Source organism: Zeaxanthinibacter sp. PT1 (assembly GCF_028464225.1).
GTDB lineage: Bacteria > Bacteroidota > Bacteroidia > Flavobacteriales > Flavobacteriaceae > Zeaxanthinibacter.
Map to the genome: position 1 here is coordinate 241,235 of NZ_JAQPCN010000004.1, position 18,681 is coordinate 259,915.

General features: G+C 46.1%; 22 protein-coding genes. 13 read left to right on the forward strand and 9 right to left on the reverse strand.

What is annotated here, in order from left to right; translation table 11 throughout:
• Positions 1-16: 16 nt before the first annotated feature.
• Positions 17-1,498 carry a S41 family peptidase gene (locus tag PP178_RS12205; RefSeq protein WP_272594632.1) on the reverse strand — a complete coding sequence of 494 codons (1,482 nt, stop codon included), beginning with the start codon at positions 1,496-1,498 and terminating at the stop codon, positions 17-19.
• A 294-nt stretch (positions 1,499-1,792) separates the two neighbouring features.
• Here PP178_RS12205 and PP178_RS12210 point away from each other — a divergent pair, with 294 nt between their 5' ends.
• From PP178_RS12210 to PP178_RS12225, 4 genes are all read left to right on the forward strand, one after another.
• Positions 1,793-2,302, forward strand: coding sequence for an RNA polymerase sigma factor (locus tag PP178_RS12210; protein ID WP_272594633.1), 510 nt, complete (start codon positions 1,793-1,795; stop codon positions 2,300-2,302).
• On the forward strand, positions 2,289-2,726 hold the full coding sequence (locus PP178_RS12215) for a hypothetical protein (protein ID WP_272594634.1): 438 nt from the start codon (positions 2,289-2,291) through the stop codon (positions 2,724-2,726). The genes PP178_RS12210 and PP178_RS12215 overlap by 14 nt, the downstream gene beginning before the upstream one ends.
• A gap of 10 nt (positions 2,727-2,736) precedes the next feature.
• Positions 2,737-3,285: a DUF4252 domain-containing protein gene (locus PP178_RS12220; RefSeq protein WP_272594635.1), complete on the forward strand. Its 549-nt coding sequence runs from the start codon at positions 2,737-2,739 to the stop codon at positions 3,283-3,285.
• A gap of 66 nt (positions 3,286-3,351) precedes the next feature.
• Positions 3,352-3,891 (forward strand): DUF4252 domain-containing protein, encoded by a 540-nt coding sequence (locus PP178_RS12225; RefSeq protein WP_272594636.1) that lies wholly within the window; start codon positions 3,352-3,354, stop codon positions 3,889-3,891.
• Positions 3,892-3,912: 21 nt separating this feature from the next.
• Here PP178_RS12225 and purB read toward each other — a convergent pair whose 3' ends face one another.
• From purB to PP178_RS12240, 3 genes are all read right to left on the reverse strand, one after another.
• Entirely contained in the window at positions 3,913-5,256 is a 1,344-nt protein-coding gene (purB, locus tag PP178_RS12230) for an adenylosuccinate lyase (RefSeq protein ID WP_272594637.1), read from the reverse strand.
• Positions 5,257-5,342: 86 nt separating this feature from the next.
• Positions 5,343-5,918 carry a hypothetical protein gene (locus tag PP178_RS12235; RefSeq protein WP_272594638.1) on the reverse strand — a complete coding sequence of 192 codons (576 nt, stop codon included), beginning with the start codon at positions 5,916-5,918 and terminating at the stop codon, positions 5,343-5,345.
• A 17-nt stretch (positions 5,919-5,935) separates the two neighbouring features.
• Positions 5,936-6,625 (reverse strand): SIR2 family NAD-dependent protein deacylase, encoded by a 690-nt coding sequence (locus PP178_RS12240; RefSeq protein WP_272594639.1) that lies wholly within the window; start codon positions 6,623-6,625, stop codon positions 5,936-5,938.
• A gap of 35 nt (positions 6,626-6,660) precedes the next feature.
• Between PP178_RS12240 and PP178_RS12245 the strand changes: the two genes are divergently transcribed.
• The 5 genes from PP178_RS12245 to PP178_RS14755 all read left to right on the forward strand — a co-directional run bounded on the left by PP178_RS12245 (position 6,661) and on the right by PP178_RS14755 (position 8,878).
• On the forward strand, positions 6,661-7,320 hold the full coding sequence (locus PP178_RS12245) for a TrmH family RNA methyltransferase (protein WP_272594640.1): 660 nt from the start codon (positions 6,661-6,663) through the stop codon (positions 7,318-7,320).
• 88 nt (positions 7,321-7,408) lie between these two features.
• Positions 7,409-7,825: a VOC family protein gene (locus tag PP178_RS12250; RefSeq protein ID WP_272594641.1), complete on the forward strand. Its 417-nt coding sequence runs from the start codon at positions 7,409-7,411 to the stop codon at positions 7,823-7,825.
• A gap of 78 nt (positions 7,826-7,903) precedes the next feature.
• A complete protein-coding gene (locus PP178_RS12255) occupies positions 7,904-8,473 on the forward strand; it encodes an SRPBCC family protein (RefSeq protein ID WP_272594642.1) in 570 nt (189 codons plus the stop codon).
• A 24-nt stretch (positions 8,474-8,497) separates the two neighbouring features.
• Positions 8,498-8,626 carry a VOC family protein gene (locus tag PP178_RS14750; protein WP_336298542.1) on the forward strand — a complete coding sequence of 43 codons (129 nt, stop codon included), beginning with the start codon at positions 8,498-8,500 and terminating at the stop codon, positions 8,624-8,626.
• Positions 8,627-8,671: 45 nt separating this feature from the next.
• On the forward strand, positions 8,672-8,878 hold the full coding sequence (locus PP178_RS14755) for a VOC family protein (RefSeq protein WP_336298543.1): 207 nt from the start codon (positions 8,672-8,674) through the stop codon (positions 8,876-8,878).
• Between the two features lie 5 nt (positions 8,879-8,883).
• Here PP178_RS14755 and PP178_RS12265 read toward each other — a convergent pair whose 3' ends face one another.
• From PP178_RS12265 to PP178_RS12280, 4 genes are all read right to left on the reverse strand, one after another.
• On the reverse strand, positions 8,884-10,578 hold the full coding sequence (locus PP178_RS12265) for an alpha-amylase family glycosyl hydrolase (protein WP_272594643.1): 1,695 nt from the start codon (positions 10,576-10,578) through the stop codon (positions 8,884-8,886).
• Positions 10,579-10,716: 138 nt separating this feature from the next.
• The gene (locus tag PP178_RS12270) at positions 10,717-11,490 is read right to left on the reverse strand and encodes a carboxypeptidase-like regulatory domain-containing protein (protein WP_272594644.1); all 774 of its coding nucleotides are present in this window, start codon (positions 11,488-11,490) and stop codon (positions 10,717-10,719) included.
• Between the two features lie 66 nt (positions 11,491-11,556).
• Positions 11,557-13,308: a DEAD/DEAH box helicase gene (locus tag PP178_RS12275; protein WP_272594645.1), complete on the reverse strand. Its 1,752-nt coding sequence runs from the start codon at positions 13,306-13,308 to the stop codon at positions 11,557-11,559.
• Positions 13,309-13,559: 251 nt separating this feature from the next.
• Entirely contained in the window at positions 13,560-14,138 is a 579-nt protein-coding gene (locus tag PP178_RS12280) for a non-canonical purine NTP diphosphatase (protein ID WP_272594667.1), read from the reverse strand.
• A 59-nt stretch (positions 14,139-14,197) separates the two neighbouring features.
• On the opposite strand from PP178_RS12280, the gene PP178_RS12285 reads away from it, so the two are divergent.
• The 4 genes from PP178_RS12285 to serA all read left to right on the forward strand — a co-directional run bounded on the left by PP178_RS12285 (position 14,198) and on the right by serA (position 18,125).
• Positions 14,198-14,656 (forward strand): methyltransferase family protein, encoded by a 459-nt coding sequence (locus tag PP178_RS12285; RefSeq protein WP_336298544.1) that lies wholly within the window; start codon positions 14,198-14,200, stop codon positions 14,654-14,656.
• A 90-nt stretch (positions 14,657-14,746) separates the two neighbouring features.
• Positions 14,747-15,358: a SatD family protein gene (locus tag PP178_RS12290; protein ID WP_272594646.1), complete on the forward strand. Its 612-nt coding sequence runs from the start codon at positions 14,747-14,749 to the stop codon at positions 15,356-15,358.
• Positions 15,355-16,071 carry a DUF3307 domain-containing protein gene (locus PP178_RS12295; RefSeq protein WP_272594647.1) on the forward strand — a complete coding sequence of 239 codons (717 nt, stop codon included), beginning with the start codon at positions 15,355-15,357 and terminating at the stop codon, positions 16,069-16,071. The genes PP178_RS12290 and PP178_RS12295 overlap by 4 nt, the downstream gene beginning before the upstream one ends.
• A 161-nt stretch (positions 16,072-16,232) precedes the next feature.
• Entirely contained in the window at positions 16,233-18,125 is a 1,893-nt protein-coding gene (gene serA, locus PP178_RS12300; protein WP_272594648.1) for a phosphoglycerate dehydrogenase, read from the forward strand.
• 2 nt (positions 18,126-18,127) lie between these two features.
• Here the strand turns inward: serA and rlmH are convergent, their stop codons facing one another.
• The gene (gene rlmH / locus PP178_RS12305; protein WP_272594649.1) at positions 18,128-18,601 is read right to left on the reverse strand and encodes a 23S rRNA (pseudouridine(1915)-N(3))-methyltransferase RlmH; all 474 of its coding nucleotides are present in this window, start codon (positions 18,599-18,601) and stop codon (positions 18,128-18,130) included.
• Positions 18,602-18,681 lie beyond the last annotated feature (80 nt).

Below are 18,681 nucleotides of genomic sequence, written 5' to 3' on the forward strand. Positions count from 1 at the left end.
ATATTTGTAGACGATATTATTGTATCTCGGGCAGGTAGAAATCCTTGTCCAGGACCATGTTGTCCTTAAGCGGACTGAACATTTTGCTAGAAGTAAAAGCCTCTGCAGGCATGTCTACCGTAAAATCGAACTTTGCTCCGGCACCGGTAATTTCCTGAATGGCCCTCGCGAGCAAAGGCTCATCCAGTTCTCCCAATACTCCCAGGTTTTCAAGATCTTCCTGTAACTCGATCTCAGGCGCAAAGCCGGCAGTATAATCAGAGAAGCCGACCGAATTCTCGTTTCTTCCTACCAATGGCTGAATGGCCCAGGAATTATCCGGGTTGATATTGTTTTCCCTGGAAGGAGTATATATGTATGGTGCTCCCTGTCTGTTGGGATCATCCACCATGGTCAGGGAGAATTCATTCTTCCCCCTGGTGGTAGTACCTACCTGTATCACATTGATATAAGGGTCTAATCCATTGATTACTAATTCGCTGGCAGATGCCGTACTGTTGGTGGTTAGTACATATACCCTACTGAGGTTTAAGGTATTAATAGGAGTTCCGCTCCCGGTAGTAGCCGCGAAATAGTCTTCGAGGTCTGAGGGGCTGAAAGCCTCCTGTATCTTGGCATTCCAGCGCTGACGGATATAAAGGTCGTTAGTGTTGGTTCCGTAGATCATGCTGGACAGCAGTCTTGAGGAATTTACAGAACCTCCGCTGTTATAGCGGAAATCTATGATCAGTTCCGTAGCCCCGTCGGCCTTCAGTTGACCAAAAGCTTCGTTCAGCTGCTCGTCAAATTCATTGGTGAATCCGTTGTACATCAGGTAGCCAATCTTGGTGCCGCTGACATCAAAGGTCTTGGTGATAAAAACAGGATTCTCCTGGAATCCTTCTTCTTTGGTCAGGGTAACTTCTTCACCGTTAGCGCTGATCTGCCCATCCGTGATATTGGCCATGGTCAGGGTATAGGTTGCGTTATCCCCAAATAGCAATTCAGTATAATTATTCCTTGTCAGCGTAACGCCATCCACGCCAATGAAAACATCCCCTCTCGCGATGTTCTTCGTTGAAGCATCGGAACCTGGAATGATATAACGGACATAACCAAAAATATCATCACTACCTGAAAATGCTACAAGGCCAAATTCCATCCCGTTATTCTGGGAGATTCCGGATAAATTCTGGGTAAGTTCCTTATAATCCTCGCTCAGGAAACTAAAACGGTCTTCTGAGAATAATAATACGTCAAAGTAAAAGGTCTCGGGGTTAGGGTTTGCATCCAGGAAGGCAGTATACTCAGCGTCCGTGGAAAAAGCGCCATCGGCCAGGATATCCACTTCACCCTGCCAGAAGTACCAGAGGTTCATGGCCTTGTACATAAAATCCTGTACATCCAGGTTGGCCGCATCCGGGTCCGGACCGTCCGGCTTTGTAACACCGTCATCATCTTTACTGCACCCTGTAAGGAGCAACCCGAATCCCAGCAGGAACCCGGCTAAATAGTTCATCTTTTTCACAATTGTTTTTTTTGGGGGAACCGTAGTTCTTGCCATAGGTTTAAGGTCTTAAAGGTTAGGGGCATTTTCCCGGTTCCGGTTTTTTTTGCAATTTAATTCAATTATCGTTCCAAAATGAGGAAAGTAATATTCTGGCCTACTATAATTACGTATTAAATTGATTAAAAGTTTCCCAATTTACTCACATCCGATATAAAAAAAAATATTTTGTAACAAAATTCGTCCATCTTCGTCATGCTAGTGTAAAACCACATGAAGATGGTTACGATAGTGAATCAACCTGAAATGAACCAATCAGAATTCCTTCAAACGGTGATGCCTGTCAAAGACAAGCTTTACCGATTAGCCAAACGGCTGCTGGTGTCCAAGGAAGAAGCCGAGGATGCCACCCAGGAGGTGCTGATGAAATTATGGGCCGGTAAAAAGAATATGGCCAATTACCGGAGTGTAGAGGCCTTTGCAATGACCATGACTAAGAATTTCTGCCTGGACCGGCTGAAATCTAAGTCGGCCGGCAACCTGAAACTGGTGCATACCAATTATACGGACTCGTCCTCATCCCTACAGCAGCAGGTAGAAGCCAGGGACAGCGTGGGATGGGTAAGCCGCATCATGGAAGAATTGCCGGAACAGCAGAAACTGGTATTACAGTTAAGAGATGTAGAGGAATACGACTATGAAGAGATCGGCGAAATGTTGGATATGAATCCCACAGCCGTAAGAGTGGCCCTGTCACGGGCTCGGAAAGCCGTAAGAGAGAAATTATTAGAAAAACACAGCTATGGAATCGGATAAAATAAAAAAGTTAATAAACAGCTACTTCGAGGCAGAGTCCACGGTAGCCGAAGAGAAAGAGATCCGGGAGTATTTCCGGAGCGGCGAGGTAGCCCCGGAGCTACTGAAATACGGCCCGATGTTTGATTATTTCGCCCATGCCAAAGAAGAGACCTATACCGGCAGCATGCCCCGGAAGTCCAGGAACAGGAAAAAGATATACTCCTGGTTATCGGTTGCGGCAGTGATAGGAATCGGGCTGGGAATGTTCCTCGAGAACCGCTACAGCGCGCAGCAGGAAGAACAAGAACAGGCGCAATATGCCTACCAGGAAACCAGGAAAGCTTTGCAATTACTGGCAAGTAACCTGGACCGGGGAACCGAAAAGGTCGCTTACCTGCACGAATTTGAAATAGCCACAGAAAAGATTTATAACAACCCTTAAAAATGCAATCATGAGAAAATTAGTATTGGTAGTAATGTTGGCCGTTGCCCCCTTGGCCATGCAAGCACAGTCTGTCTTTGACAGGTTTGAAGATATAGACGGGGTCACCTCGGTGGTCGTGAACAAGAATATGTTCAACCTGCTGGTGAAGATGGATGTGGATGTCGATGACCCTGAAGCCAAGGAATTCATGGATATCGCCAAAAGCCTGAGCGGTCTCAAAGTCTTTGTCACGCAAAGCCCGAAGGTCTCTACGGATATGAAGAGCACGGTAGATAAATACCTGAAGTCTTCTTCCCTGGAAGAACTGATGCGGGTAAAGGACAAAGAGGCCAACGTCAAGTTCTACATTAAACAAGGTAAGGACGAAGATCACGTTAGCGAACTGCTCATGTTCGTCACCGGGATCAACAATACGGGAGTTAAGATCGAAGATCGCGAGATCGAGACCGTATTGCTCTCCCTGACCGGGGATATTGACCTCACCAAGATCGGGGCCCTGACCAAGAAGATGGACCTGCCCCAGGAGCTTAACAAAGCTCAGAAGAGTAACAAGTAATTACAAGGCCCGTACCCCGCATCCGTGGGGACGGGCTCTTACAGCTATAACCTAATCCTGATTAAGATGAAATTTATAACCGCATTCCTGGGCACAGCCCTATTATTGAGTGTACTTTCCTGTAATTCTTCCCCAAGCCTACAGGAATATTACGTCAGCAATTCTGAAAATCCCAATTTCATTGCGCTGGACCTGCCGGCAAGCCTGTTGAATATTGAAGAGACTGAACTCCCCGAAGAACAGAGGGAAGCTTTACGCTCCTTACGTAAATTGAATATACTCGCGTTTAAGAGAACCGGTACTAACCAGGCCGAATTTGAACTGGAGAAAGGTAAAGTAGACGAGATCCTGAAAGGGGACCGTTATAAGGACCTGATGAAGATCAATTCTCCCGAAATGAAGGGAATGGTCAAATACCAGGGCGATGACGACGCTATAGACGAGGTGGTTATCTACGGTAATAATAACGACAAGGGATTTGCCCTGATCCGCGTATTAGGAGAAAATATGAATCCTGCCCAACTGATGAACCTGGTTAAAGCGATACAGAAATCGGATTTCCAGGGTGATCAATTAGGCGCCCTAAGCGATTTTATCGCGAATTAACTTACAATATCGCGTAGACCTTTATATCCCCGTATAGTTTTGCGGGGATATTTTTTTGAGTTCTGCTTTTACTGCATCCGATACCTCCAGGGTATCGATAAAATCGGCCATCACCTGCTTGGTGATCGCCTGGTTGGTTCGGGTAAGGCCTTTCAATGCTTCATAAGGATTGGCATAGCCTTCTCTCCTCAGCACTGTTTGTATCGCCTCTGCTACTACCGCCCAGTTATTTTCCAGGTCCTGGTTTACCTTGGCCTCGTTTAGCAGTAATTTGTTCAATCCTTTCATGCTCGCTTTAAAAGCGATAACGGTATGTGCAAAAGGTACTCCGACGTTCCTCAGCACAGTACTGTCTGTCAAGTCTCGTTGTAGCCTGGAAACGGGTAATTTTGCGGCCAGGTGCTCAAAAAGGGCATTGGCGATGCCGAGGTTGCCTTCAGAATTCTCAAAGTCGATCGGGTTTACCTTGTGCGGCATAGCCGATGAGCCCACTTCCCCGGCTACGATCTTTTGTTTAAAGTAATCCATGGAGACATAGGTCCAGAAATCCCTGTCCATGTCTATTACGATGGTATTGATCCTTTTCATTGCATCAAAGAGTGCCGCCATATGGTCATAGTGCTCTATCTGCGTAGTGGGAAACGAGTGGTGCAGCCCCAGGCGATCCTGCACGAAATTTCGCCCAAAAGATTGCCAGTCCGTATCCGGGTAAGCTACTTTATGCGCATTGTAATTCCCGGTCGCCCCTCCGAATTTCGCAGCTGATGGAATATCGTTCAACAGGTTGAACTGCTCTTTTAGGCGGGTAACATAGACTGCGATCTCTTTCCCCAGTCGGGTAGGGGATGCCGGCTGTCCGTGCGTACGGGCCAGCATGGGAACTTTAGCCCAACGATCTGCCATCTCGGCCAGCAGGGTTTCCAATTCTTGGTAGAGTGGAACGTAAACCTCGTTCAGAGCCTCTTTTATGGAAAGTGGTATAGCCGTATTATTGATGTCCTGGGAGGTAAGGCCAAAATGTATGAATTCCTTGCTCTCTGCCAGCCCGAGCGAATCAAATTTCTTTTTAATGAAATATTCTACCGCCTTAACGTCATGGTTAGTGGTATTCTCAATCTCTTTGATGCTCTCGGCATCAGCCGTATTAAAATCCTCGTAAATGGCCCGTAAGGAAGGAAATACACCCTTGTCCACACCGGACAACTGGGGCAATGGAAGTTCGCATAGGGCGATAAAATACTCGATCTCTACCCGGACCCTGTATTTGATGAGTGCATATTCGGAAAAATAGTTTTCCAGTTGGACTACTTTATTGCGGTAGCGCCCGTCCAGCGGGGAGATGGCATTCAGTTGACTAAGACCCATTTGCGGTGCTTTTAGGTTGTGTTTTTATGGAAAGAGGCAAAGATAACCATTCCGTTCTCAGTTCAAAAAGGATATAGTATTAAGGTTTAGGAAAGCCTGGGGAGGATATGGCGAGCCCGGGCTCGGAAAGCCGGGGATTCGTCAGCGTATTTATTTTCGATCACTGCTTTTAGTTCCGGGTGTATCCATGATATCCGGGTACCCAGCAGGTAGAGGCAGTGGATGGCAAAGGCTTTGGTGGCAGGTTTGTGCTGGCCGATCAACCAATTAAAACACAGGGAGGTCATTTTTTTCAGGTCTTCATCCCCGAACCAATCCAGGAATAATGGATCTTTCTTTTGAAAACTTTGCAAGAGCATGAGTTCTGTTATCCGCGCCAGGGGTCTTACAGACCGGTGTTCTGTAATGGTATGTAGTTTATCCAGGCTTTCGTGGTAGGATTGCAGGATGTATATGGGCTTTTTTATGGCCACCTGTTCCAGGATTAAGAGCGCTTTATAACTCAATGCCATTTCAGGACCAAATGCCAACTTAAAGAGCGGGGCTACCAGTTCTGGTGCGTTAAGGACCCGCCCGGCTTTTTGCAAGCGGTTGGCTTTAGAAACATTTGTACCGGAAACCCAGCTCTGTAAATCTTGCGGGCTTCCCTTATACGTATCCATCGCTGCGAGCATTTTATTTAATTACGGGTCAAGGCATCTAAGATCTTAGGGACTCCACTGACGGCACTTTCTGCATAGATGTGGAGGTTCCTGAAATCCGCTTCTGATACACTGGGCTTTGGATCCACAAAATAGATAGGGGTTTCATCCGGGGCATAATGGACCAGTCCGGCGGCCGGGTATACCTGCATAGAGGTCCCGATAATGATCAGGATATCGGCATCACTGGTCAGATTCGCTGCTACCGGCATCAGCGGAACCTCCTCCCCAAACCAGACAATATGGGGGCGTAACTGGTGACCTTGTTCACAGTGGTCTCCCCAGCAAATATCTTTTGTCCAGGGAAAAGGTTCTGCCCCCGGGCGTGTACTTCGAGCTTTGAGTAGTTCGCCATGCAGATGAAGGACATTACTGCTTCCGGCCCTCTCGTGCAAGTCATCAACATTCTGGGTGATAATATGCACTTCGTAGTGTTCTTCCAGGGAGACAAGGGCTTTATGTGCTGCGTTGGGTTCTACCTGCAACAGTTGCCTCCGGCGTTGGTTGTAAAAATCGAGCACCAATTCAGGGTTGCTGTAAAATCCCTGGGGCGAGGCCACTTCCATCACGTCATGGCCTTCCCACAAGCCCTTGGCATCCCTGAAAGTTTTTAAACCGCTTTCCGCGCTGATCCCGGCACCCGTTAATGCAATCACTCTTTTTTTCATCAGAAATAAATATACGTTTTTCTTAATTTCGGACTATGGTCGATAAGGAATTGTTAGCATACCTGGAGGATTTTCTATCCCCGGAGCGCCGCAAACGTTTTGAAGAAGTACTGGCGAAAAGAACCCGTTATATCACCGTGGCTACCGAGGATATCTGGCAGATGCATAACGCAAGTGCGGTGATCCGCAGTTGCGAGGCATTCGGGGTACAGCAAGCCCACCTGATCGAGGGTAAATTCGGGGATAAGCTGGACCGTAAAATTGCTAGGGGGGCACAGAAATGGGTAGATGTATACCGGCATAAGAATTCCGAAGCTTGTATGCGGCATTTGCGTGATCAGGGGTATCGTATTGTCGCCACAACGCCCCACGCCACGTCTTCTACGCTGGACGATTTTGAATTGGAACAGCCCACAGCATTTTTTTTCGGAACGGAGAAGGAAGGCCTGAGTGAAGAGGTGATGCAGCAGGCCGATGCCTACCTGGCTATTCCTATGGCCGGTTTTACGGAAAGCCTCAACATCTCTGTGTCTGCAGCCATCATCTTGAACGATTTGACCCAAAGACTCCGGAACTCACCACTGCCCTGGCAACTGAGTGAAGCTGAAAAGCTGGAAAAGCGGATGGACTGGACCCGCAAATCGATCAAAAGCCTGGAAGCTATCGAAGCCCGTTTCTTCCGGGAAAAGGGATAAAAATTCGGGGAATTAAATTAAAATTCATCCTAGGTAAAGAAATGGATTTCCGTTAATTTTAATAGATAAACCATTTAATGATCCTATCATGAAACTTACACCTTACCTCGCCTTTGACGGAAATTGCCAGGAGGCTATGGAATATTATAAAGACATATTAAACGGGAGCCTGGATGTTAAGAAGTTTGCAGATGCCCCGGAATCTATGGAAACTCCGGACTTTATGATGCAAAAGGTAATGCATGCCCAATTGCAGTTCGGGGACCAGAAGATCTACGCTTGTGATACCATGCAGCCCAACCTTGTCCGGGGAAACGACCTCCACCTGAGCCTGAATATTCTGGATGCGGAAGAGGCAACGGCCGTATTTAACGGATTAGCGGATGGGGGAGAGATCAATATGCCGCTCAAGGATGTTTTCTGGGGTGGTAAGTTCGGGATGGTCAAGGATAAATTTGGTACGCAATGGATGATCAGTACCGAAGAAATGGACGCTGGCTCCTGAGAAAAAAAGTCTGCAGGGTTACAGTTGCCATGGGCTTAAATTCTTATCTTTAATAGTGTAACCAACACCTTTATTCTCATGATCACAGCGCTCTATATTCTCGGCGGGATCGTTTTGCTTGTTATCGTACTGGCAGTAATCGCTCCTAAAAGTTATGATGTGAACCGGAGTATTACGATAAATCGTCCCCGGAAGGATGTCTTTGAATACCTGAAATACCTGAAGAACCAGGCCGAATGGTCTCCCTGGGAAAAAAAAGATCCCAATATGGAAAAGAAGTTCACCGGGACTGATGGATCCGTGGGGGCTGTGAGTTATTGGAAAGGGAATAAGGATGTGGGTGAAGGCGAACAAGAGATCACCGCGATACAGGAAGGGAAACGTGTGGATGGTGAATTACGATTCTTTAAACCCTGGAAATCACAGTCTGATTGTTACCTGATCACAGATGACGCCGGGAAAGACAGTACTAAAGTCACCTGGGGATTCAGCGGTAATAATAAATTCCCGATGAGTATCATGATGTTGTTCATGAACATGGATAAGGCGGTCGGGAAGGATTTTGAAGAAGGTCTGGGAAGTCTAAAAGCACGACTGGAGAAAGAACCTGCTACCCCGCGTACGGATAAAAAAATAACTCACGGATAAGTTCATCCAGCTAAAAAACTACCTATGAAACACAATATGATTGGCTGGGTAGAAATACCCGTAAACGATATGGACCGTGCCAAAAAATTCTATGACTCGGTTTTCCAGATAGATATCCAAGTGCACAATATGGGGCCCCTGGTGATGGGATAGTTCCCTTATGCAGAAGATAAGCCGGGCACTACAGGTTCATTAGTTTTGCATAAAGATTGGTATAAACCCAGTGATTCTCACGGCCCGCTGGTTTACTTTACCTCGGCAGATGTGCAACAGGAACTTGACCGGGTAGAACGGGCAGGTGGAAAGATTGTGAACCCTAAAACCCTTATTAAGGAAGACGTAGGTTACATGGCCGTGTTTACCGATACCGAGGGCAACAGGATCGCTCTTCATTCCCGCAAATAAACGGTTTACGGTGCCGGTACTTCGAGCAGTGCCGTATCATATGGATTATCCAGAAGAACTTTACCGTTCTTAACGACTACCTGGGTATTGGAATAGGTATCGTAAAGGGTAGTTCCGTCTCCAAAGAAGCCTTTGACCCAAAGTGACTTCTTGCCTTTAGGAAGATCCAGGCCAATTACCACCTTATCCTTAAACTCTCCATCCGTATACGTCCTGCTGAAAACATAGGGCGTCTTTCCCAGTCGCTTATGCTTTCCTGCCCCTACAGCGGGATGATCACGACGGAACTGTCCCAGTTTCTGCCAATGGGTAAGCACCTCTTTGGTAGCCGTACTATCAATATCTTCCCAGTTCATAAATGAACGCAGGGTAGCGTCTCCCACGGTGCCGTCAATAGTGAGGTCCCTGTTGGTCTCATCCCCGTAATAGATCTGTGAAGCTCCGGGAGTCAGCAATAATACGTTGGCAGCCTTGTACGGGTTCTCCCGCTCTTTATCCCATGGATTTCCATCATCATGGGAAGACAGGTAATTCATGAATCCTTTGTCCTTGAACTTGGTATGCAGCAGTTCGCTGTATTTACTGAAGATCGTCTCGTAATCCTTATCGGCGTCCGATTTCAATTCAAAATTAATCAGGCTATTAAACCCGTAATCAAAGTAATCCACCTTCTTGTCGCCAAGATCAAATTCGCGCCCACCGGACACCCCGTAATTATATACCTCACCGACCATAAAAAAGGGCTCATCATCCAGAACTTCGTCCGGGTGCTTATTCTTCCAATTCTGAAAAGCATAGGAGGCCTCATCGTAAAGATCCTGCCAGGCCTCTTCATTGACATGTTTAACAGTATCTACCCGGAAACCGTCAATACCCAGGTCATTGACGTAGTCCGTAAGCCATTTGATCAGGTAAAAACGAGGAGCCCTTGGGTGGCCGGTCCTGTCAAAGAAGGTGTTCAATTCGTCGAGTTCCGTACTCAGCCGGCCTTCTTCTTTCCATTTCGCCAAAAGCGCATCGGGCAGTACTACAGGCTCGTCAGATTCGGTATAAATATCAGGGAGATTTTCAACCAGGGTGCATTCTGTGGTGTTTTCATAAGTAGTAAATTGGCAGGGAGGACTGGTCCTTACCCATTCATCCGGCCAAACCGGATCTTCTTCGGTGACCGGTCCGGTATGGTTGATCACCACATCCATCAGGATACGAATCCCATGGTCATGTGCGGTTTCTACAAGCTTGGCGAGCTCTTTACGAGTACCGAAATTTGGGTCAAGGGCGGTCCAGTCTTTAGCCCAGTACCCGTGGTAACCATAGGTATTTCCTGTGCCTTCATCGGTAGCACCGTGTATCTGCTCTACTACCGGGGTGAACCAGATGGCGTTTACACCTAAGTTATCAAAATATCCTTGCTCTATTTTGTGGGTGATCCCGGCGATATCGCCGCCCATGAATCCCCGTAGTTTCCCGGTTTCCTCCTCACGTTCAAAATTTATATCGTTCTCAGGATCAGCATTGTAGAAGCGATCGGTGAGCAGGAAGTAAACGTTGGCGCCTTCCCAGGTGAAAGGGGAGTTTTTTTCAGGTACATTCTCCACACTGTCCATGACCATGGTCACTTCTTTTTCCGGCGTTTTCTTTTCTTGTTTGCACCCAAAAAGGAAACAGGAAATTGCCACGGCAATAAACAGATTCTTCATAATACCAGATTTTGGCTAAAACTATAAAATGTTAAGAGAATTATAAAATATATTCCCCTAAAATAAGGTAGTTCAGCCGCAGTAGGGGCCACTGTTATAAAGTCGTAAAATTGAGTGATTTACCCTCTAAGGGAGGAGTTAATTCCCCCGGTTAAGCACCTTGTATTCCTCGTAACAACTGCTGATAGCGTCGAGGATCTGTAGATCATTGGCCGTCTGTATAAAAGAATCGGAGTAATTACAGTTAGAAAGGATATCTTCTATATCAACTTTTTCCAGCTGCAGAAGTTCTGTCAGCGTTTCCCTGTCAAATTTTGAAGCGAGCAGATCCCGGATCTGGTCATCTTCTTTCATCTGTCTCAGTTTGCGCATCTGTCGCGGTCGTTTCCCAAAAAGGTTGCGCAGCAGATCTGCAGGATTAAGGATTGCACCCAGTACTTTGGTTACTGCGCTGGGGTTCTTATTCCCCGCTTCGTAACTTTTAGAAAGCCCGGAAATGCTGTATTGATAAGCTGTATTAATGGGTAGGTTCTTAACATCTATCTCGAGGAAACCCGTTAGCTGGTAAGGCCTGATAATCACCTCTTCCAGGGCATAGGCTAGCTCTGTAAGCGCAATACGTGTATCGGCAAACTTGAACATGTCATTGGTAACCCGGATCTTCTGTGACTTAAATCCCAGGTAGGTGAGGTAGAGGGTATCATTGACTGCCGCCGGGATCTTAAACTTTCCCTTGGAGTCAGAAATGGTTCCTTTCACCTGGTTCAGGTTGATGACGTGCACACTTTCTAAGGGTGCATCGGTCTGGGCATTTACAATAATAGCTTCAATCTCCTGTGGTTCCTGGGCCTTTTCCTGGGAAAAGGCTACCAGGCCAATACAGGTAAACAGTAAGGCGATCGTTTTCTTCATGAATGATAATCAACTACGAATAAAACAAAAATTTAGCCCTTCTGGTATATTTTAGAATACAATTAACTAAAAGTAACCATCACGTTTCTTGCTTCTTCTTTTTCCGGGCTTGCCAGAATCAGCTTTGCTGAAACTCTTTTTAGATTTAGGTCCGCGATCCTTCATCCTTCGGTTCCCCTTCTTATTCTTGCGTCCACCGCCGCCTTGATCAGGAGCTCCGGAAATCTCGACGTTCACAAAACGACCTTTTACTTTAAAGTCGGTGAAATGGCTCAGGATAAACTCGGTAAGTTGCGCCTCTGTATTGAAGAAAGAAAAACTGTCTTTTACATCTACTTTGTAGATATCGTCTTTTTCCAGTCCAAGGGTATCCCTTAAGAAATCTTTTAAGGACATCCAGTCATAACCGTCGCGTTCACCAACGTTGATAAAGTACCGAACAGAACCATCACTGGGGATCTGGCCATTTGTCGATGCACCGTCTCTCTTGCCGGCGTCCGTGTTCAGGTCCTTGGATTTATTGTAGTAGTTAAAGAACCTGGTGAATTCTACAGAGATCATCTTCTTTATGAGCTCTTCCCTGTCTAATCCTTCAAATACATCGTAAATCGCAGGTAAATAGCTCTCTACTTCCTTATTTACTTTGGTATCCCGGATCTTACTGGCCAGGTGGTATAATTGTATCTCGCAGATCTCTATCCCGGAAGGGATTTGTTTGGAGATGAATTTCTGTTGAATTTTTTTCTCGATGGCGCTGATCTTGCGCATCTCGCTACGGGTGATAATCACCATAGAGATCCCTGATTTCCCGGCACGACCTGTTCGCCCGCTTCGGTGGGTATAGGTCTCGATCTCATCCGGAAGCTGGTAGTTGATCACGTGGGTGATATCGTCTACATCAATTCCCCTTGCTGCTACATCTGTAGCAACCAGCATCTGTATCTGTTTTTTACGGAAGGCATTCATCACCATATCCCTCTGGTTCTGGCTCAGATCGCCATGAAGGGCTCCTGCATTGTAGCCGTCTTCGATCAGTTTTTCCGCAACTTTCTGGGTGTCTCTTTTGGTACGACAGAATACGACAGAGAAGATATCAGGATTGGCATCAGCCAGCCTTTTCAGTGCAGGATAGCGGTCACGTCCGCCTACTACGTAATATTCGTGCTGTACATTATCTGTTCCGGAGTTCTTGGTCCCAACGGTGATCTCCTTGGGCTTATGCATGAACTTCTTAGAGATGGTTGCCACCTCTTTAGGCATTGTTGCAGAGAACAACCAGGTAGATTTATCTTCGGGAGTATTGGAAAGAATATCTTTGATATCCTCGTAGAATCCCATATTGAGCATTTCATCTGCCTCATCCAGGATACAATATTCAATCTTGGAAATATCAACCATACCTCGGTTGATCATGTCTTTCATCCTTCCCGGTGTAGCTACCACGATCTGTGCTCCGCGCTTTACCTGTTTTGCTTGTTCGGTAATACTGGCACCACCATAGATGGCTACGGTATTAAGACCCTTTACGTACTTAGAGTACAGTTGCATTTCATTGGTGATCTGCAGGCAGAGTTCACGGGTAGGAGAGAGGATGAGTCCCTGGGTAGTTCGGCTGCTCGCATCGATCTTCTGGATCAGCGGAAAGCCAAAGGCTGCAGTTTTCCCCGTACCGGTCTGCGCCAAGGCAACCAAGTCGGTCTCACTCTCTAATAGGATTGGGATTGCTTTTTCCTGAACCTCGGAAGGTGATTCAAATCCAAGGTCTGCAATAGCATTCAGTAAGGGCGTGTCTAGCCCTAATGCTTCAAATTTTGTCATAATGGGTAATTCTTATAAATCGCAAATAGTTGTGTTGTCTAGAGCGATCTTCAAATAAGAACCTGTTTTGCCCGTTACAACACCTGCGCTACCGGCGGCGTTAATTCGGCCGCAAAGGTACTGTTAATTATCCATACAAGCGACAATATTTGCTATGTATTTGTAAATGAGTTAAATACATATTAATACAGGGGCTTCCGGGGAATTAATTCAGGGCAGTTTGAGGGTAGCAGACACTTTTTTTAACGAGTTCAGTGGCCGGATTTCAGAAAATCGATCAATTTCCTGAAAGCTTTACCGCGATGACTGATATTGTTCTTAACCTCGGCGGCTAACTGGGCAAAGGTCTCTTGGTATCCTTCCGGCCTGAAAACCGGGTCGTACCCAAAGCCACCTTCTCCTGAAGGCGTTTTGGTGATGACCCCATGAACCTCTCCTGTAAATAAGTGCTGTTGGCCATCGAGGTTCAGAGCGATCACGGTCCTGAAAAAAGCAGTGCGGTCTTCTTTTTCCCTTAATTCCTTTAAAAGTCGGGCTATGTTGTCTGAGGAATTCTTCTTGGGTCCGGCATAGCGGGCAGAATATACCCCGGGTGCCCCATGCAGTGCGTTGACCAGTAAGCCGGTATCGTCCGCGAAACAAGGCAGGCCATAATGCCGGCTGACATGATCTGCTTTCAGGATGGCATTTCCCTCAAGCGTCTCGGCGGTTTCCGGAATCTCCTCTATGCACCCGATATCATTGAGCGACTGTAATTGTATTCCGTCGGGAACCATCCGTTGAATTTCCTCCAGTTTTTTAAGATTATGCGTAGCAAAGACCAGTTTGATCATAAGTGTGGATTAATTAAGGTGGGGTGATAGTGGGCCAAAAATACTAATTTTAGGGCATGACTATGAAACTGAAAATTCCACCGGCATTAGTATTCTTATTCTTTGGTTCCTGTATGTACTTGTTAGACCTGTGGCTACCCGTTGGGGAGTTCGATTTCTTTGGCAGGAAGTGGTTGCTATGGGTGTTGACGGGCATAGCTATCCTGGTGACGGGAATAGCATTAGTACAATTTGCCACGGCAGGTACAAGTATAGATCCCAGGAACCCCGGCAAATCTAAGGTGCTGGTGACTAGTGGTATCTATAATTATACCCGGAATCCGATGTATCTTTCTTTATTGCTGCTGTTGCTGGCATGGGGACTTTATTTAGGCAATGCCTTTAATACGCTGATCGCCGCCCTCTTCGTGGGCTATATGAACCGTTTCCAGATTGTCCCCGAAGAAGAAATCCTGGAAAAAGAATTCGGACAACTATTCAGATCTTATTGCATGGCGGTAAGAAGATGGTTCTGATGTAAGATTAGTCAATTCCATAATATTCAATTTTATTATCGAAATGAATAATATTTCACTAGATTAGCGTTATCATTAATAAAGTGGAACATGATCGCGATTATTACCGGGGACATAATTAATTCCGGCGAATACCGAGCCTCCGAGTGGATGGAGGTACTGAAAAGCTATTTCCTGCAATTAGGAAATTCCCCGGGAGACTGGGAATTTTACCGTGGGGATGAATTCCAGATCCGTGTACCGGCAGAACGCGCATTGCATACGGCCATCGCCATAAAGGCGAGAATAAAAACCTTTAAAAAGCTCGATGTGCGGATGGCAATAGGGCTTGGGGATGAAACTTACAAAGGCCCTAAAGTAAGTGAGTCGAACGGTACGGCTTACCAGAGATCCGGCAGGACTTTTGAGCGATTGAAAGATGAAAAAGTTCATTTAGCCATTTCCAGTGGCCATCCAAAGCAAGACAGGACCCTGAACCTGATCTTGCTGCTCGCCCTCGATTTCATGAACGACTGGAGCCAGGTTTCCGCAGAGATCATGGTATTGCTTTTAAAAGAACCGGGGGCTGCGCAGAACCAAATCGCGGAGCAGCTAGGGATAAAGCAGTCTGCGGTCAGCCAACGTTTTAAGCGAGCGCGAAAAGACCTGGTCCTCTCCATATTACGGCACTACAATTCCATCTTAAAAGAACTTAACCCATGATGCTATTCCTGAAATTATTGCTGGCCCACTTATTGGGTGATTTTCTCTTGCAGCCACAGCGCTGGACCATCCACCAGGATGCCAATAAAATAAAGTCTCAATACCTCTATTTACATATCCTGATACACTTTGTATTGATCTACTTAGTGCTATGGGACCTAACGCTCTGGTACCTAGCCGGCTTAATAGCCCTGAGTCATTTCTTTATAGATCTGCTACGGCTGTATATACAGGACTCATTTAAGTATCGCAGGATTCCATTTATGCTGGGACAGGCAATGCATTTAGCGATTCTCGGGTATGCAGTATTCTATCTGGCAGAATCCACCCCGGTGCTGCAAGAGATTTTTGCAGGATTTAATTGGGCTCTGCTGACAGCCTTGGTCTTCGTGACCCAGCCTGTTGCGGTACTTATGGCCTATTTATTGGAAGGAATGTCTGACCAGATAGAGACTGATCATAAATCCCTGCCAAATGCCGGGCGCTATATCGGTATACTAGAACGCTTATTTGTGCTGGTGTTTATCGTTATCGGGAGATGGGATGCCATAGGCTTGCTGATCACTGCTAAATCTGTTTTTCGTTTTAATGATCTCAAGGAAAGCAACAGTCGAAAGCTCACTGAATATATCCTGATAGGGACCTTACTGAGTTTTGGATTTGCCATCCTCACCGGCTTGTTATACAACTACTACTTATTCAATTTCACCTGAGATTTCTATTAGCGAATTAAGGAATTCCTAATTTACCCTGGCCTAAAAAATGAATTCTACATGTTTAAGCGTAATCGCTTGGATCAAACATAGTTTTAGGACTTTAAGTGAATTACAGACCAAATTAATTTTTACTTTTGGCTCTTAATCAAAGGTGGACCATGATAGAAGCTGGAAGAAAATACGTATTTGATTTTGATAGTACCTTAACCCGGGTAGAAGCATTGGATGTACTTGCGGAAATGACCCTGAAAGACAGGTCTAATCGCGACGAAGTGATTCGGGAGATTCAGAAGATCACCAACCTGGGGATAGACGGCGATATCTCGTTTACCGAATCCCTGGAGCAAAGGATACGGATGCTAGATGCACACCGGGACGATCTTCCAAAACTGGTAGAAGAATTGCGGCAGAAGATCTCTAAGAGTATTGCCTCTAACAAGGAATTCTTTGACAAATTCTCAGAAGATATCTATGTGATCTCCTGCGGATTTAAAGAGTTCATCGACCCTATCGTAGCAGATTACAATATCCCATCGGAAAGGGTGTTTGCCAATACCTTCCAGTTTGATGAGGAAGGCCGAATTGTCGGTTTTGATAAAACTAATGTCCTGGCCGGTCACAATGGGAAGATCCAATGTTTAAAGGAATTAAACCTGGATGGTGAAGTGCAGGTGATCGGGGATGGTTACAGCGATTACGTTATGCGGGAAGCTGGTATTGCTGATAAGTTCTTCGCTTATACAGAAAATGTGCACCGTGAGAAGGCCACTAAAGATGCCGATCACGTGGCACCTAACTTAGATGAATTTTTATTTGTGAACGATTTGCCAAGAAATATATCCTATCCTAAGAACCGTATTAAAATTCTTTTACTGGAGAACGTGCATCCCGCTGCCTTTGATAACCTGTCCGAAGATGGCTTTGCCGTAGAATTGGTAAAGCACAGCCTCTCCGAGGAGGAGCTCATAGAGAAGATCAGGGGTGTGCATGTTTTAGGAATCCGTTCTAAGACACAAGTCACCCAGAAAGTTCTCGATGCGGCCAATAAATTACTGGTTGTGGGGGCTTTTTGTATCGGTACCACGCAAATAGACCTGGATTACTGTAAGAAAAAGGGTGTAGTGGTCTTTAACGCTCCATATAGCAATACCCGCTCTGTCGTGGAACTGGCTATTGGGCAGATCATCATGCTGATGCGAAGCATTTTCCCTCGCAGTATGGAAATCCATTCCGGGCAATGGCAGAAAACTGCTGCCAACTCCAGGGAGGTTCGAGGCAAGAACCTTGGAATCGTTGGTTACGGCAATATCGGGAAACAGTTATCCATATTGGCAGAAGCTATGGGCATGCGGGTCTATTTCTATGATATAGATGAAAAGCTGGCCCTTGGAAACGCGAAATCCTGTTCAACCCTGGAAGATCTACTGAATGTTTCGGACGTGGTTTCTCTTCATATTGATGACAACAAGGCTAATAAGAATTTTATCGGTGAACGCGAGTTTAACCAGATGCGGAACGGGGCGGTATTACTCAACCTTTCACGAGGATTTGTAGTGGATATTCCAGCGATGGTCGCTGCGCTGAAATCCGGTAAACTCGCCGGTGCCGCAGTAGATGTTTACCCGGAAGAGCCACGGTCTAACGGGGCATTTGAAACGGAGTTGCGCGGCTTAAACAACGTCATCCTTACCCCGCATATTGGGGGTAGTACGGAGGAAGCACAGCGCGATATTGCTGATTTTGTTCCGAATAAGATCATGGGCTATATCAATTCAGGAAATACGGTAGATGCCGTGAATTTCCCGAATATCCGCCTGCCTAAACAAGACAATTCACACAGGTTCTTGCATATTCATAAAAATGTTCCGGGGGTAATGGCAAAGATCAACGAGGTTCTGGCCAAATACGAGATGAACATCACCGGGCAGTACTTGTCTACCGATAGCGACGTGGGTTATGTGATCTCTGACCTGAACAAGGAGTACAACAAGGAGGTTATACAAGCCCTGAAGAAGGTAGAGAACACCATTAAATTCCGTGTGTTGTATTAGGATTATTCGTGGTGATAGGGCTCATTGCGCAGGATTGTGAAAGCGCGGTATAACTGCTCAACGGCGAACAACCTGACCATTTGGTGAGAAAAAGTCATTTTGGAAAGACTGATCTTACCCCTGGCAGCGCTGTAAACAGCCTCGCTGAACCCGTAAGCACCGCCGATACATAATACCCAGGTCTTTATGCCTGCATTCATTTGCTTTTGCAGGTAAGCCGCAAAATTTACCGAGCTGAATTGCTTGCCGTTCTCATCGAGTAGCACGAGTACATCTGTTGGCTTCAACCGTTTAAGGATGGCCTCACCTTCTTTCTCCTTTTGTTGTTGGGGGCTGATATTCTTCGTATTCTTGAGGTCAGGGATGATCTCTGTCTCAAACCGGACATAATGCTGCAGTCTTTTATCGTATTCTGCGATCAGTTCTGAGAGTTCGTTTCGGTCCGTTTTTCCAACGGCGAGCAGCTTTATGGTCATGGGGCAAAGATAGAATTTTAGGAAAAATCAAGTCCCGCTGTGGCGTTAGTTTTTACTAATTTAGCGAAGTACAATCCAGA

Bases quoted from the DNA above. Each gene is read 5' to 3' on its own strand.
- PP178_RS12285 (WP_336298544.1), top strand. From the start codon at position 14,198: ATGACTATGAAACTGAAAATTCCACCGGCATTAGTATTCTTATTCTTT.
- PP178_RS14750 (WP_336298542.1), top strand. From the start codon at position 8,498: ATGAAACACAATATGATTGGCTGGGTAGAAATACCCGTAAACGATATG.
- PP178_RS12275 (WP_272594645.1), bottom strand. From the start codon at position 13,308: ATGACAAAATTTGAAGCATTAGGGCTAGACACGCCCTTACTGAATGCT.
- PP178_RS12250 (WP_272594641.1), top strand. From the start codon at position 7,409: ATGAAACTTACACCTTACCTCGCCTTTGACGGAAATTGCCAGGAGGCT.
- PP178_RS12290 (WP_272594646.1), top strand. From the start codon at position 14,747: ATGATCGCGATTATTACCGGGGACATAATTAATTCCGGCGAATACCGA.
- PP178_RS12245 (WP_272594640.1), top strand. From the start codon at position 6,661: ATGGTCGATAAGGAATTGTTAGCATACCTGGAGGATTTTCTATCCCCG.
- PP178_RS12270 (WP_272594644.1), bottom strand. From the start codon at position 11,490: ATGAAGAAAACGATCGCCTTACTGTTTACCTGTATTGGCCTGGTAGCC.
- PP178_RS12295 (WP_272594647.1), top strand. From the start codon at position 15,355: ATGATGCTATTCCTGAAATTATTGCTGGCCCACTTATTGGGTGATTTT.
- PP178_RS12265 (WP_272594643.1), bottom strand. From the start codon at position 10,578: ATGAAGAATCTGTTTATTGCCGTGGCAATTTCCTGTTTCCTTTTTGGG.
- PP178_RS12240 (WP_272594639.1), bottom strand. From the start codon at position 6,625: ATGAAAAAAAGAGTGATTGCATTAACGGGTGCCGGGATCAGCGCGGAA.
- PP178_RS12220 (WP_272594635.1), top strand. From the start codon at position 2,737: ATGAGAAAATTAGTATTGGTAGTAATGTTGGCCGTTGCCCCCTTGGCC.
- PP178_RS12205 (WP_272594632.1), bottom strand. From the start codon at position 1,498: ATGAACTATTTAGCCGGGTTCCTGCTGGGATTCGGGTTGCTCCTTACA.
- PP178_RS12255 (WP_272594642.1), top strand. From the start codon at position 7,904: ATGATCACAGCGCTCTATATTCTCGGCGGGATCGTTTTGCTTGTTATC.
- PP178_RS12215 (WP_272594634.1), top strand. From the start codon at position 2,289: ATGGAATCGGATAAAATAAAAAAGTTAATAAACAGCTACTTCGAGGCA.
- serA (WP_272594648.1), top strand. From the start codon at position 16,233: ATGATAGAAGCTGGAAGAAAATACGTATTTGATTTTGATAGTACCTTA.
- PP178_RS12225 (WP_272594636.1), top strand. From the start codon at position 3,352: ATGAAATTTATAACCGCATTCCTGGGCACAGCCCTATTATTGAGTGTA.
- PP178_RS12235 (WP_272594638.1), bottom strand. From the start codon at position 5,918: ATGGATACGTATAAGGGAAGCCCGCAAGATTTACAGAGCTGGGTTTCC.
- rlmH (WP_272594649.1), bottom strand. From the start codon at position 18,601: ATGACCATAAAGCTGCTCGCCGTTGGAAAAACGGACCGAAACGAACTC.
- PP178_RS12210 (WP_272594633.1), top strand. From the start codon at position 1,793: ATGAACCAATCAGAATTCCTTCAAACGGTGATGCCTGTCAAAGACAAG.
- purB (WP_272594637.1), bottom strand. From the start codon at position 5,256: ATGGGTCTTAGTCAACTGAATGCCATCTCCCCGCTGGACGGGCGCTAC.